Genomic DNA, 14,309 nt, shown 5'->3' with positions numbered 1-14,309 from the left:
CACCTGTTATTCAGTCAATGTTTTGGTAAGAAAGTAGCATTCATGCTCTGTCGGGTAATTTTGCAGCGTCATCCGCAGTTGATAGCCGAGCTTCTCGTAGAAAGGGCGCGCCTGGAAACTGAACGTATCTAAACGGACATAACGACAGCCACGTGCAAGCGCTTCTTGCTCCGCCGCCAACAGAACTTTACGGCCCAACCCGCTACCCCGTTGCGAATCCGCCACCCACAACCAGTCAACGCTTAACCAGTTACCCCACGTTTCCGCCGTCACGCCGGCGATAACCTGGCCGGCCTCATCTTGGCTGTAGACAGCAAGCGGCTTGCGCTGAGTGGGATCAATGTACGGGCTATTGTGGGCGCGTAGCCCCTGTCTGATGGCGTCGAGGACTTCTTCGCTGAGTGAATCGGTTACGGTAATGTGCATACATCCTCCTTATTTACCCGTTAACTTAAGCACAGTCTGGCTAAAAGACAACATATTGAAAATTAAAACAAACGTTGCAAGTGGTCTGCTGGACTACACTGAATGGACCCGTTTCTATCCAGGAGGATGCCATGCGGAGAGTCACGACGATGATGGCACTGCTGTTATTCAGCGGTTTGCTGCATGCTGCGCTGAAGGTCACGCCATTACAGGATAAATTGGAGCACCCTTGGTCGCTGGCATTTTTGCCCGGTGAGCAGGGCATGTTAATCACAGAACGACCGGGCCGCCTGCGGCTGTGGCAACAGGATAAAGGTTTGTCCGCGCCAATTACCGGTGTGCCTCAGGTGTATGCCGAAGGCCAGGGTGGGCTGCTGGAAGTGCTGTTAGCGCCTGATTTTGCCGATAGCAGACGAATCTACCTCAGCTTTGCCGAAGTGGGTGAAGACGGTAAGGCAGGGACCGCGGTGGGTTATGGGCAGTTAAGCATCGATCGCCAACGATTGGAGAACTTCACGGTGATTTTCCGCCAGCAACCTAAATTGTCGATCGGTAATCACTTTGGCGGCAAGTTGGCATTTGATCGCCAGGGCTATCTGTTTATTGCGTTGGGTGAGAATAATCAGCGGCCGACGGCACAGGATTTGGACAAGCTACAGGGCAAGGTGGTGCGGTTAACTGCCGACGGGGCTGTACCGCCAGATAATCCGTTTGTTGGTCAGGTGGGCAAACGGCCGGAAATCTGGTCCTATGGCCACCGTAATCCGCAGGGGCTGGCGTTGAATCCATGGAGCGGGGTGATGTGGGAGAGTGAACACGGCCCACGGGGTGGCGATGAGATCAATATTCCGCAGGCGGGGAAAAACTACGGCTGGCCGATAGCCACCTATGGCATCAATTACTCTGGGTTGGCTATTCCAGAGGCTAAAGGACAGAAGATCGCGGGTACTGAACAGCCCTTGCATTACTGGCGGGTGTCGCCGGGCATCAGCGGCATGGCATTCTACGATTCGCCTCGTTTCCCTGCCTGGCAGCATTCGCTGTTCATGGGTGCGCTGGCTCAGAAAGCCCTGATCAGGCTGACGCTACAGGGGGACAACGTGATCGCTGAAGAAAGGTTGCTGGAGGATCGCGGCGAGCGCATTCGTGAGGTGCGGGTTGGGCCTGACGGCGACCTTTACCTGCTAACCGATTCGAGCGACGGCAAGTTGTTGCGGGTCGGGCTGTAGGCGTAATGATGGCGCCCTGCAGTTGCAGGGCGGGGGGAACTCAGGTTAACTCGCTCATGACACCGCGCTGATAGGCCGGGCGTTCTGTGAGTTGCTGATACCAGCGCTCCATGTTTGGACGAGGTTGTCGCTTAATCGGCATGGAGAACCAGGCGTAAGCAAAGCTACCCAGCGGGATGTCGCCGATGCCGAAGGACTCACCCGAAAGGTAAGGCTGGCGGCCAAGGGTTTCTTCCACAATGTCGAAATGCTTTTCCAATGTGGCGATTGCCGCTTCTATCTTCGCCATGTCACGCAGTTCCGCCTTGGTGCGAACCATTCCCCAGAACACAACGCTAAAGTGGCTGACAATGGTGGCTGTGGTCCAGTCCATCCATTTTTCTGCACTGGCGCGCGCTTGCAGATCCTGCGGGTAAAAAGGTTCATTGCCAAACTTCGCTGCCAGATAGCGAACGATGGTGTTGGATTCCCACAGCACGAAGTCATCGTCCTGCAGCAGCGGCACCAGGCCATTCGGGTTCAATGAACGGTAGAGTTCATCGTTTACCTTACCGAATGCGCCGCCGGCATTGATATGGCTGTAATTCAGCTCCAGCTCTGCGGCGCACCACAGCACTTTCCTGACGTTATTTGAATTTTCACGACCCCAAATGGTCAGCATAGAACGCCTCTTTTACGTGGGTTAATCAACCTAAGTAGTTATTCGTACGCCACAATTCAGCGTTTGTCACACCAGAAGGCATTTTTTGCCAGCGTGGTCGACACATTCAGCGCTCCCAGCGACAAACTTCCCAGCCATGCTCCAGCGCCAGTGCGTTGAGCTCACTGTCCGGGTTGATCACCGTAGCACTGTCGACATATTGCAACATGGCTTTGTCGTTAAGTGAGTCGCTGTAACCGTGGCTGTGCTCAAAGATCAATTCCGGGTGTTCTGCCAGCCACTGTTTCAAACGGGTCACTTTGCCCTGTTGGTAAGTCATGGTGCCGTAGGTGTTGCCGGTGAAGCGGTCGTCTTGCACTTCGACACCAATCGCCAGTGCGCCATCAGCACCGAGCTGTGCGGCAATCGGTGCCACCAGATGTTCACCGGTGGCGGAAATGACCAGAATGCAGTCACCGCGTTCACGGTGCCACAACATCCGTTCACGGGCTGCTGGGTAGACGCGCGGCAGAATATCGCGACGGATATAACGCTGTACCCAACCGGCTACCGTTTGGGTACTCAGGCCGGTCAGTGGTGCCAGGGTGGCTTGCATGTAGTCCTCCATGGACAGTTTTCCCTGGTAATAGAGCTGCATGAGCTGCTGTTCCTGCTGTTCCAGTTCTGCCGGCGCAAACCCCTCGGCGACCAGCCAGCGGATCCACAGGCTGGCGCTGTCATCATCAATCAGGGTTTCGTCCAGGTCGAATAAGGCTAAATCCATCAGTATTTCTCCGGCAGGCAGGGAGGGAAAGAGGTGTATACAGAATAGCGGATACCGTTGGCCGCCAGCCAGTGGCGACAATGAAATTGCGCAGAGCATAAGAAACATTGATGACGGTTTTGCGACACTTTGTTGAACGTTTGCATAACTTAGAACGCAACAATATTGGCTCGCATCTTTGGCCGGGTGGTAACTATAGGGTAATGCACTGGCCATCCAGGAGTTAAAGATGCTGATAATTCGCCTTTATACCGGCCCGATCTTTGTCGGGAACGATGAGGAACAAGATAATGATACGACCACCACTGACGCTGAAGACGCTGCCGCTGCTGGATCTTTCGCAGCTTGACGGTGATGCGCGTCAGCGGCAGGCATTTCTTGACAATCTGCGTGTTGCGGCACGCGACGTAGGTTTTTTTTATCTGCGTGGGCATGGCATTGATAGCGCGCTAAATGTGCAGCTGCAACAGCGTGCCAGGCAGTTTTTTGCCTTGCCGGACGCCGACAAATTGGCGGTTCAGATGGTGCGTTCGCCGCACTTTCGCGGCTATAACCGCGCTGCGGACGAACTGACGCGGGGGCAACCGGATTGGCGCGAACAGTTCGACATCGGTGCGGAGCGTCCTGCGCTGGAATTGGCGTATGAAACGCCGCGTTGGGCGCGTTTACAAGGGCCGAATCAATGGCCTGAAGCCTTGCCTGAACTGAAGCCGTTACTGTTGCAATGGCAGCAGGTGATGACGGTAATGTCGCTGCGATTATTGCGCGCCTTCGCGTTAGCCCTGTCGTTACCGGAGCACGCATTTGATTCGCTTTACGGCGACAAACCCAATGAACATATCAAATTGATACGGTATCCGGGGCGTGAGGCCACCACCAGCGGGCAGGGAGTCGGTGCCCATAAGGACTCTGGCTTTTTGAGTTTTTTACTGCAGGACCGGCAGAAAGGCCTGCAGGTTGAAATTGAAGAAGGGCGCTGGGTGGACGCGGAACCGCGTGAAGACACCTTTGTGGTCAACATCGGCGAACTGTTGGAGCTGGCGACCAATGGTTATCTACGCGCCACGGTACATCGCGTGGAAACGCCGCCGGCGGGGAGCGATCGTCTGTCGATCGCTTTCTTCCTGGGGGCGCGACTTGACGCTGTGGTGCCACTGTATCAACTGCCTGCGCATCTGGCCGCCGAGGCACGCGGCCCGGTCAGCGATCCGCATAATCCGCTATTGCGCGATGTGGGGTTTAACTACCTGAAGGGACGAATTCGCTCTCACCCCGATGTAGCGCAGCGCTATTATCAGGACGTTGTAACCTAGTGGTCGGTGGGCCACATGCTGCGCCCAACGGATTAAAGGGGGGCGAACAGGTGTTCGCCCCCCTATGACGTGTATGGAACGGAGATTACTCGGCCAGAGCCTGTTTCAGATCGGCAATCAGATCTTCCGCATCTTCAATCCCTACCGACAGGCGCAACAACTGCGGGGTGATGCCCGTTTTCAGCCGCTGTTCCAACGGAATTGACGCGTGGGTCATGCTGAATGGTTGACTGATCAGGCTTTCCACGCCGCCCAGGCTTTCTGCCAGCGTGAACAGATGTGAGCGTTTGATCACCCGGCGCGCATAGGCATCGTCGCCTTTCAACCGTACTGAAATCATGCCGCCAAAGCTGCTCATCTGCTTTGTCGCCAGAGCGTGCTGCGGGTGGCTCGGCAGACCCGGATAGTAAACGTCTTCTACCTGCGGCTGGCTTTCCAGCCACTGGGCGATGCGTAAGGCGCTATTGCTGTGGCGCTCCATGCGCAGTGCCAGCGTACGGATGCCGCGCAACGTCAGGAAACTGCTGAACGGATCGAGAATACCGCCCACCGCGTTTTGCAGGAATCCGAGCTGTTCGGCCAGCTCAGGATTGCTCCCCACTGCAGCGACCCCGGCTACCACATCGGAGTGGCCGTTGAGGTATTTGGTGGCGGAATGCACGACGACATCAAAGCCAAGATCCAGCGGACGCTGAATGTAAGGTGAGGCAAAGGTGTTGTCCGCCACGCTGATCAAACCGTGTTTTTTAGCGATCGTGGCGATGGCGCTCAGATCGGCCAGCTTCAGCAGAGGGTTAGTCGGCGTTTCTACCCAGATCATTTTGGTATCCGGTTCGATTGCCTGCTCCAACGCGGAAAGATCCGCCGGGGAAACATAGGTGACGCGCAGGCCGGCTGTCCGGCTACGCACCTTCTCCAGTAAGCGGTAGGTACCGCCATATAAGTCGTCAACCGCCACCAAATGGCTACCCTGATCGAGCAATTCCAACACCGTCGAGCAGGCTGCCAGGCCAGAAGCAAAGGCATAACCGCGGCTGCCGCCTTCCAGTTCAGCAATGGCGTTCTCCAATGCGGTACGCGTTGGGTTGGCGCTGCGTGAATATTCATAACCTGTATGCTCGCCCGGTGCAGGCTGGGCATAGGTGGACGTGGCATAAATGGCAGGCATTACTGCACCGGTAGCGTCCGGCGTGTAGCCGGCATGAACGGTCAACGTATCAAACTTGGCCATACAATCATCCTTATTAACGTAATTTTTGGCGCCAGGCGTTAAGTACGTCTGTGCGGGTAATCAAACCGAGGAAGCGCTCACCATCAAGCACCACAGCCACGTGCCCGTGATTGAACGTGGCGAGTAAATCCTGATAACTGGCTTCTTTTTGCAGCGTCTTGACGGAATGAGTCATGGCGCGGGTGGCGGGGAGGCTAAAGTGGTTGGCATCCGCCTGTACGGTATTAAGCAGGTCCCATTCGTCGATGAGACCCACAACGCGATCGCCTTCCAGCACGGGTAACTGTGAGATGTCATACAGACGCATACGGGCATGAACGATCGCCAGAGTGTCTTCGGGGGCTACCGATACCGCAGCCCCTTCGTCATGACGATAGGCGATCAGGTCGCGCAGATCGCCATGCTGTGGTTTGCTTAACAGACCTTGTTCCAGCATCCAATGGTCGTTATACATTTTAGACAGGTATTTATTACCGCTGTCGCAGACGAACGTGACCACGCGTTTGGGTTCGGTCTGCGCCTGGCAATAGCGCAATGCGGCTGCCAGCAGCGTGCCGGTGGATGAACCCGCCAGTACACCCTCTTTGCGTAACAGGTCGCGTGCTGTAGTAAATGCCTCGGCGTCTCCGATACGGTAGGCGTTACGTACTTGATTGAAGTCGCTGAGTGGCGGGACGAAATCTTCGCCGATGCCTTCAACCAGCCAACTGCCCGCCTCACCGATCTGGCCGTTATCGAGATAGTCCGCCAGGATTGAACCTGCCGGGTCGGCTAACACAAATTCGGTTTGCGGCGATACCTCGGCGAAATAGTGGCTCAGCCCACCCAGCGTGCCGCCGGAACCGACACCGACGACGATGGCATCGACCTGGTGGTCCATCTGCTGCCAAAGCTCCGGTGCGGTGGTATGGGTATGAGCAGCCGGATTGGCTGGGTTATTAAACTGATCGATATAGAACGCCCCGGGGATCTCGCTCGCCAGACGTTTTGCATAATCCTGATAGTAAGCCGGGTGGCCTTTACCTACATCGGAGCGGGTTAACACGACGTCCACACCCAGTGCACGCAGATGGAAAATCTTCTCCCGGCTCATTTTGTCCGGCACAACCAACACCAGCTTATACCCCTTCAGTGCTGCCACCAGGGCCAGCCCCAAACCTGTATTTCCCGCAGTGGCTTCAATGATGGTGCCGCCGGGTTGTAGGCTTCCATCACGTTCTGCCTGTTCGATCATCGATAAGGCAACGCGGTCTTTGATTGAGCCACCTGGATTTTGATTCTCCAGCTTGATGAAAAGCCGACAGGGGCCGGTATCGAACTGGGTCAGTTCCAACATTGGGGTGTTGCCGATCATGTCGATGACGGAGTGGGGTATTGCCATGGGATCTCCAGAATAATTCGGTTTAATGGCCGTTATTTGGATGATAGCGCTGCAAATAAGCGTATTAAAAAGAACAAATAACCCCTCAATATGCATTTTTGGAATATATTAATTCAATTTGGCCGTGTGGAGGCATAGATGTGCAGCGGTGCAGATGTTCAGCCGTGTAGCCGTGGGTTGTTTAAAAAAACGGCGTGCAGCAGGCTTTTTATCCAATTTACGGGTAACAGCGTACAGTTATGTAAAAATGCTGAAAATTCACGCTAAACCCTGCAAAAATAAGATGAATCTAATAAACTCACAGCAAGGGCATTTTTGGTGCGCCGTTCACCCGTCATGGGGCCGCAGGGAGTTTGCGGTTGGCAAACGCGTGCCGGGCTACTCTCGCTGGTTGGCTGAAAACGTGAATATGTTTGAAAGTTAACGCTATTTCAATGATTTGAATGGACACTCTGGCGACGTCATGATGAAAAGAAACTTATCCACCACCCTGAAGAAATTAACGTTTAGCGTCAGCATACTGTTGTTGGCGGCTCCTGTTGTACAGGCGGCCGACGCGCCGGCTGCCCCGCAGATTGATGCCAAGGCCTATGTGCTGATGGATTACAACAGCGGCAAAATCCTGACGGAGGGCAACGCCGATACCCGCTTGGATCCCGCCAGTCTGACCAAGATCATGTCCAGCTATGTGATCGGGCAGGCGATCAAGGCCGGCAAGATCAAGCCGGAAGATATGGTGACCGTAGGCAAAGACGCATGGGCAACCGGTAACCCGGCACTGCGTGGGTCTTCACTGATGTTTATCAAACCGGGCGATCAGGTACCGGTGATGGAGCTGAACAAGGGCATTGTCATTCAGTCGGGTAACGACGCCAGTATTGCGTTGGCCGATTATGTCGCAGGCAGTCAGGATTCGTTTGTTGGGTTGATGAACAACTACGCCAAATCTCTGGGCCTGCAGAATACCCATTTCCTGACGGTACATGGCCTGGATGCGGAAGGTCAGTACAGCACAGCACGCGATATGGCATTGCTGAGCCAGGCGCTGATCCGCGATGTGCCTGATGAGTACGCGCTGCATAAAGAAAAAGAATTCACCTTCAACAAGATCCGCCAGATTAACCGCAACCGCCTGTTGTGGAGCTCGAATCTGAACGTGGATGGCATCAAAACCGGTTATACCGGCGGTGCGGGTCATAACCTGGTCGCATCGGCCACTGACGGTCCTATGCGTCTGATCTCGGTAGTGCTGGGCGCGCCGAGCGATCGTATCCGCTTTAGCGAAAGTGAAAAATTGCTGACCTGGGGTTTCCGCTTCTACGAAACTGCCACACCGATCAAAACCGACAAACCCTTTGTTACTCAGAAAGTGTGGTTTGGTGACGTCAATGAAGTACCGTTGGGCGTAGCGAAAGATGCAGCCGTGACTATCCCGAAAGGGCAAATGAAAAACCTGAAGGCCAGTTACAAACTGAATCAGGCGACGCTGGAAGCGCCATTGGCGAAAAATCAGGTCGTCGGCACCATTGATTTCCAGCTCGACGGCAAAACCATTGAGCAATACCCGCTGGTGGCGATGCAGGAAGTGAAAGAAGGTAACTTCTTCAGCCGTATCTGGGACATGGTGATGATGAAGCTGACCCAGTGGTTCGGCAGCGTATTCGGTTAACCATAACGAGGGCGCAATGATAAATTGCGCCCTTATTTTTTTATCAGTTACAGGCGACCACTTTGATCGCCAATCCGCCCTGCGACGTCTCGCGGTATTTGGCGTTCATGTCTTTACCCGTCTCATACATGGTCTCTATGACCTTATCCAGGCACACCCGCGGCTCACTGGTGCGACGTAGCGCCATACGTGCGGCATTGACCGCTTTCACCGCGGAAATCGCGTTACGTTCGATACAAGGCACCTGAACCTGACCGGCCAGTGGGTCACACGTCAACCCCAGGTGGTGCTCCATGGCGATCTCCGCCGCGATGCAAACCTGTGCCGGGCTACCGCCCATCAATTCTGCCAATCCCGCAGCCGCCATTGAACAGGCAACGCCCACTTCCCCCTGGCAGCCCACTTCGGCCCCGGAAATAGACGCGTTCATTTTGTACAACGCGCCGATCACACCGGATGTCAGGAAGTAACGGCTGTAGGAATTTGGATTTACCGGGCGAATAAATTGGTCGTAATAGGCCAGCACCGCCGGGATGATGCCACAGGCACCGTTGGTCGGGGCCGTCACCACGCGGCCACCGGCGGCGTTTTCTTCGTTGACGGCAAAGGCGAACATATTGATCCAATCAACCACGTTCATCGGATCGATATTGTTTTTGTCGCCGGTGACCAGCATGCGGCGCAAAGCGGCGGCGCGGCGCTGGACCTTCATCGGGCCAGGCAATAGGCCTTCGGTGTTCATGCCACGTTCGATACCGTCGCGCATCACCTGCCAGACGTCGGCGAAATGCGCGTCAATCTCGGCCTTGCTGTGCAATGCCAATTCGTTTTGCATCACCAGGCCGGACAGCGACAGGCCGGCGTCTTTGCAGTGTTGTTGCAAGTCTCGTGCGGAGGCGAACGGGAAGGGCACCTGTATCGGGTTTGCCGCGGCCAGGCCGAAATGCTCTTCATCGACGATAAACCCCCCGCCGGTCGAGTAATAGGTTTTGCTGTGCAGCAACTGCTCATTGGCGAACGCGCGGATACGCATGCCGTTTTCATGCAGCGGCAAATTGTCTCCGTGGAAGTTCATGCTGGTTTGCAGCGGGAAATCCACTTCGTGATGGCCATTGGCCAGCAACAGGCGACCGCGTTGCCCAACGTCGTGGATAAAACCGGCAATACCGTCGATATCCACGTCGTGCGGCAAGTTGCCCGCCAGTCCCATGATGATGGCAATATCGGTGTGATGACCTTTACCGGTCAGAGATAACGAACCATAGACGTCGACCACTACACGGGTGGTATCCATCAACTGCTGGCTGGCAATCAACTCATCGGTGAACAGCTTGCCGGCTTTCATCGGGCCGACGGTGTGGGAGCTGGATGGACCAATACCAATTTTGAAAATATCGAAAACGCTGACCATGGTTTCGCCTCCTTCTTCAGGTGTTAGGCGTTAGTACAGGAAAGGGGGCCGTGCAGAGAAGCCGGCGCAGGGAGCGCCGGCTGGTCTTGATTAGAGGCTGTACAGGATTGCGGAGATGGCGATCAGGCCCATCACAACAACGAACACGTTGCTGATGTGGCCGCTGTACTTGCGCATGGCAGGTACTTTACGGATAGCGTACATCGGCATCAGGAACAGCAGCATGGCGATGATTGGACCGCCCAGGTTCTCGATCATGCCGAGAATGCTTGGGTTCAGGGTCGCAACAATCCAGGTGGTCACCAGCATAAAAATAGCGGTGATACGGTTCAGCTTGTTGGTGCTGATGGTTTTGCCGCGGCTCTTCATCGATTTGGCAATCAGGCCGTTAAAGCCTTCACGTGCGCCCAGGTAGTGACCCAGGAACGACTTGGTGATCGCGATAAAGGCGATAACCGGCGCGATGTAGGCAATCATCGGGTTGTTAAAGTGGTTGGCCAGGTAGGACAGAATGGAGATGTTCTGTGCCTTGGCTTCGGCCAGGTTTTCCGGTGACAGGCTCAGCACGCAGCTGAACACGAAGAACATTACGGTCAACACCATCATGATGTGAGCGAAGCCCAGAATGCGGGAGCATTTCTTCTCAGCCTCTTCCTGGCCGTATTCTTCACGTTTGGCCACCGCAAAAGCGGAGATGATAGGTGAATGGTTGAAGGAGAACACCATGACCGGGATCGCCAACCACAGGGTGATAATAAGGCCGTGCCCCATGCCGGTGCCTGCGCCGGACAAAGAGACGTTGTCGAAGATGGCGGTGGTCCAGTTAGGGATCAGGTACAGAGCCAGCAACATCAGCACGCCAACAAACGGGAATACCAGGATGCTCATGGTCTTCACGATAGCTTGCTCACCGAAACGCACGATAGTCATCAGGCCAACGATCAGGATCAGTGACAGGATAGCGCGCGGTGGCGAAGTCATTCCCAATTGGTGAGTAATGAAGCTGTCGACGGTGTTGGTGATGGCGACGCTATAAACCAACAGGATTGGGTAGATAGCGAAGAAGTAGAGCAGGGTAATGAGTTTACCTGCGCCAATACCAAAGTGCTCTTCAACGACTTCGGTGATGTCTTCACCGGCATTTTTGCCAGAGAGAACGAAACGGCACAGGCCACGGTGGGCGAAGAAGGTCATCGGGAAAGCGATGATGGCCATGATGATCAGGGGAATCAGCCCACCGATACCAGCGTTGATTGGCAGGAACAATACGCCCGCGCCGATCGCGGTGCCGTACAGGCCCAACATCCACATGGTGTCGGTTTTACGCCAGGTACTGGTAGAGCCAGAAGCCGCAGAGGCAATGGTGCCGGTCTGTGTAGTGTCCATAAATATCTCCGAAGTGAACACGATAATTTAAAATTAAAGGCAAAACTTAAGGTTAAGACCGAATGACGCAATATGAGATCGCGGCATCGGTAAGAATCAGGTGCTGCTTGCGGGGATAGCTGGCCTCCCCCTGGTTGTTTATTATGCTAATTACCGTGGGCACGTATGCCGGATAACTAATCAAAGGATATTTAGCCTGTTGAAGGCATCATATCGGTACCGCTGCCGGGAGGTCATTGCCTGCCGATTTTCGTTGGCGGCAAGATAACGATTTACAGTAGAAACAACCGTGATCATGCTCTCAAATGCGTAATGTGTGCGGCTAACTGCTTTTTTATTGGTTTTTCATGCATATGTTGCGCGCTTGTGTAAGGTTTCATGCTGAGAACGCTCTCATAAATCTTTCAGGGTTTATCGGGTATCGCTAATCTGTAACCAGATAAAACACTGCAGTTGTCAGCAAGCCGAGCAATATATTTTAAGCGTGGGTTTGGATCTAGCTAAAAACCCGGATTAAGCGGTTTTAGTGACGTAGATCACATTAATATTCTAAGTGGAATTTCAATTAACTCATTGTTATATAATGATTAATTTTCAATATCCAGCTAATAACGCAGGTAAACTAATTGATCGATTAGCGGGACGAAATGCTTAACCATTCATCATATAAATAAAACAACTTGGTTATATTTAAAGCGACAAGGTTGCGAAATTGTTGATATTTATCTTGTGGAAGTTATCGCTATTTATCATATAAAAGAGTTGTTAGACGTGGAGAGAAAGTATTATCACTTCAGATTCTTTCCTGTTAGAGGAATAAGTCTGACAAACTGTTGCAATTTATTAACCTGACATTGGGTGCGGATAAAGAAATTAGCGAATCAATTGCACGTTATTTGTTCGTCTTTGAAGGGTGATAAAGAGCAGAATGAAGCCTACCGTCGGCAAATACCGACGGTGAAGTGCAGATTAAAAACGAATGGCTATCGCATTTTCGGTGAAAAATTCCGCAAACTGTGGGTCAGGCTGGCGATCGGTGATCACGCGGTCGAAATGGGTCAGTGGACCGATACAGGCAGGTTTGGTTTTGCCGAATTTGCTGTGATCTGCCACCAGGATCTTTTGTTGCGACATCTTAAGGGCCCGGTGCTTCATTTCTAACTCATCAAAGTTGAAACAGGTTGCGCCATGCTGCAGGCTCAGTCCGGCGGCGGAAATGAAGGCGATATTAGGGCAGATATGATCCAGCTCGTTGTGGCGGCCAACCGCCGTGAAAATGTAGTTGTTCGGCCGGAATTCACCACCGCACAAGATCACTTTACAGTTGGGTTTGTCCTGCAAGGCCAGGAAGGTGTTGAGCGAGTGGCACACTGCGGTAAAGACCAATTCATCAGCGATGGCATCTATGATCGCCGGGGTGGTGGTGCCGCAATCGAAGAATACCGTGTCATTTTCACCGATCAGCGCTGCAGCGAGCAAACCGATACGGCGTTTTTCGGTGACTTGCTTGGCTTTTTGATCGGATACAAAGTAGTTGGTCACGCCGTTACTGCGTGGATCTGCCACCACATAACCACCCAGTAATACCACGGCAGCGGGTTCCGCGCTGAGATCGCGGCGGATGGTCATTTCAGAAACGCCCAGCAGCACGGCGGCTTCTTTTAAATGGATCTTGTCAGAGCGCTTTAACGCTTGCACTAACCGGTTGATACGTTCTTCGCGCCGTGTTTCCATCTGTCTGTCTTCCCGCAGGGTTAAGAGCCAATATAGTAGGCCGTGTCCCATCATTGCCCGCAACGCGAAGGCGTTGACCCTTTGAAGGCACGTTTACGTTTCGAGCGGCTTTATGTTTCACGCGTTACTCTACGATCAGTGCCCACATGCAGTGACGGGGTACAGCCTCGGTTTTCTCTAGGGCCAAACACACAAATGCGGGGTAATAAGTGGCCAGCTATTGGCTGGACATATTACCCCGCATCAGATTATCACGGCGCGCGCCCGATATTGGGGCGCCTCAGGTTATCAGTAGCTGCCTGCGGCAGCCTGATCACCGGAAACGATTGCTACGCCAGAGCTGGTGCCGATACGAGTAGCGCCTGCTTTAATCATCTTCTCGGCGGTTGCGCGATCGCGCACGGCGCCGGATGCTTTAACACCCATCTCACTGCCTACTGTGGCACGCATCAATTTGACATGCTCTTCACGAGCACCACCGGTGCTGAAGCCAGTAGAGGTTTTAACGAAAGCCACATCGAGTTCGCGACACATTTCACAAACCTGAACGATCTGTTCATCGCTGAGCAGGCAGGTTTCCAATATTACCTTCAACGGGATCGCCGCGCAAACCTCGCGCACTGCGGCGATGTCAGCTTTGACTTCTTCCAGCAGGCCGCTTTTCAACCAACCCACGTTGATCACCATGTCAATTTCTTGCGCGCCAGCGGCAATAGCCGCTTTGGCTTCGAAGGCTTTGGCTACGGTCAGGCCGGCACCCAGAGGGAAGCCAATGACAGAGCAAATTTTCACTTGGCTTTCTTGCAGCAGATGTGCAGCCAACGGCACATAGCCTGAGTTTACGCAGACGGCGTAGAAATTGTGCTGTTGTGCTTCTTCACACAATTTGGCGATTTGCGCTTCAGTGGCATCCATTGCCAGCAGGGTATGGTCGACATAACGGGCGTAATCGATGTTTTCGGTAGTCATCTTGATTCCTTATTGACGTTTAAACAAAGCATGATGTGAGTAATGTTAGAATAATAACATTGTAATGCCGTTAAACATAGTGGTGTTTTAAAAATGAAGCACAGATCATCGTTTTTAGGCTGTTTGGTGTGTAACA

13 protein-coding genes are annotated in these 14,309 nt (G+C 53.6%); 4 read left to right on the top strand and 9 right to left on the bottom strand.

Features of this window, described 5'->3' with window-relative positions; translation table 11 throughout:
- Positions 1-6: 6 nt before the first annotated feature.
- On the bottom strand, positions 7-426 hold the full coding sequence (locus AC2FC2_RS00825) for a GNAT family N-acetyltransferase (RefSeq protein ID WP_209632493.1): 420 nt from the start codon (positions 424-426) through the stop codon (positions 7-9).
- Positions 427-557: 131 nt separating this feature from the next.
- On the opposite strand from AC2FC2_RS00825, the gene AC2FC2_RS00820 reads away from it, so the two are divergent.
- Positions 558-1,655 (top strand): PQQ-dependent sugar dehydrogenase, encoded by a 1,098-nt coding sequence (locus AC2FC2_RS00820; RefSeq protein ID WP_490658539.1) that lies wholly within the window; start codon positions 558-560, stop codon positions 1,653-1,655.
- 40 nt (positions 1,656-1,695) lie between these two features.
- Here AC2FC2_RS00820 and AC2FC2_RS00815 read toward each other — a convergent pair whose 3' ends face one another.
- Both AC2FC2_RS00815 and AC2FC2_RS00810 read right to left on the bottom strand, forming a co-directional pair.
- Positions 1,696-2,316, bottom strand: coding sequence for a glutathione S-transferase family protein (locus AC2FC2_RS00815; protein WP_265555252.1), 621 nt, complete (start codon positions 2,314-2,316; stop codon positions 1,696-1,698).
- A 106-nt stretch (positions 2,317-2,422) separates the two neighbouring features.
- Positions 2,423-3,079, bottom strand: a complete 657-nt coding sequence (locus AC2FC2_RS00810; RefSeq protein WP_209632496.1) for an HAD family hydrolase — start codon at positions 3,077-3,079, stop codon at positions 2,423-2,425.
- Between the two features lie 290 nt (positions 3,080-3,369).
- Between AC2FC2_RS00810 and AC2FC2_RS00805 the strand changes: the two genes are divergently transcribed.
- A complete protein-coding gene (locus AC2FC2_RS00805) occupies positions 3,370-4,392 on the top strand; it encodes an isopenicillin N synthase family dioxygenase (protein WP_209632497.1) in 1,023 nt (340 codons plus the stop codon).
- An 85-nt stretch (positions 4,393-4,477) separates the two neighbouring features.
- Here the strand turns inward: AC2FC2_RS00805 and AC2FC2_RS00800 are convergent, their stop codons facing one another.
- Together AC2FC2_RS00800 and AC2FC2_RS00795 are read right to left on the bottom strand one after the other, a co-directional pair.
- Complete coding sequence (locus AC2FC2_RS00800; protein ID WP_490658538.1) at positions 4,478-5,623, bottom strand: trans-sulfuration enzyme family protein; 1,146 nt, start codon at positions 5,621-5,623, stop codon at positions 4,478-4,480.
- 13 nt (positions 5,624-5,636) lie between these two features.
- Positions 5,637-7,004 carry a pyridoxal-phosphate dependent enzyme gene (locus AC2FC2_RS00795; protein WP_490658537.1) on the bottom strand — a complete coding sequence of 456 codons (1,368 nt, stop codon included), beginning with the start codon at positions 7,002-7,004 and terminating at the stop codon, positions 5,637-5,639.
- Positions 7,005-7,158: 154 nt separating this feature from the next.
- On the opposite strand from AC2FC2_RS00795, the gene AC2FC2_RS00790 reads away from it, so the two are divergent.
- Positions 7,159-7,428, top strand: coding sequence for a hypothetical protein (locus tag AC2FC2_RS00790; protein WP_265555246.1), 270 nt, complete (start codon positions 7,159-7,161; stop codon positions 7,426-7,428).
- 39 nt (positions 7,429-7,467) lie between these two features.
- A complete protein-coding gene (locus tag AC2FC2_RS00785) occupies positions 7,468-8,673 on the top strand; it encodes a serine hydrolase (protein WP_209632500.1) in 1,206 nt (401 codons plus the stop codon).
- Positions 8,674-8,716: 43 nt separating this feature from the next.
- Here the strand turns inward: AC2FC2_RS00785 and AC2FC2_RS00780 are convergent, their stop codons facing one another.
- The 4 genes from AC2FC2_RS00780 to deoC form a co-directional block, all read right to left on the bottom strand.
- Entirely contained in the window at positions 8,717-10,084 is a 1,368-nt protein-coding gene (locus AC2FC2_RS00780) for an L-serine ammonia-lyase (RefSeq protein WP_265555244.1), read from the bottom strand.
- A 90-nt stretch (positions 10,085-10,174) separates the two neighbouring features.
- Positions 10,175-11,470, bottom strand: coding sequence for an HAAAP family serine/threonine permease (locus tag AC2FC2_RS00775; RefSeq protein ID WP_209632502.1), 1,296 nt, complete (start codon positions 11,468-11,470; stop codon positions 10,175-10,177).
- Positions 11,471-12,439: 969 nt separating this feature from the next.
- Positions 12,440-13,204 carry a DNA-binding transcriptional repressor DeoR gene (deoR, locus tag AC2FC2_RS00770; protein WP_209632503.1) on the bottom strand — a complete coding sequence of 255 codons (765 nt, stop codon included), beginning with the start codon at positions 13,202-13,204 and terminating at the stop codon, positions 12,440-12,442.
- Positions 13,205-13,492: 288 nt separating this feature from the next.
- Positions 13,493-14,173 (bottom strand): deoxyribose-phosphate aldolase, encoded by a 681-nt coding sequence (gene deoC / locus AC2FC2_RS00765; protein ID WP_209632504.1) that lies wholly within the window; start codon positions 14,171-14,173, stop codon positions 13,493-13,495.
- Between the last annotated feature and the right edge of the window lie 136 nt (positions 14,174-14,309).

The organism is Serratia sp. CoH_122_TC_1, assembly GCF_058191755.1.
Note: the sequence above shows the minus strand (reverse complement) of the source record. Positions and strands in the feature narration are given on the sequence as shown.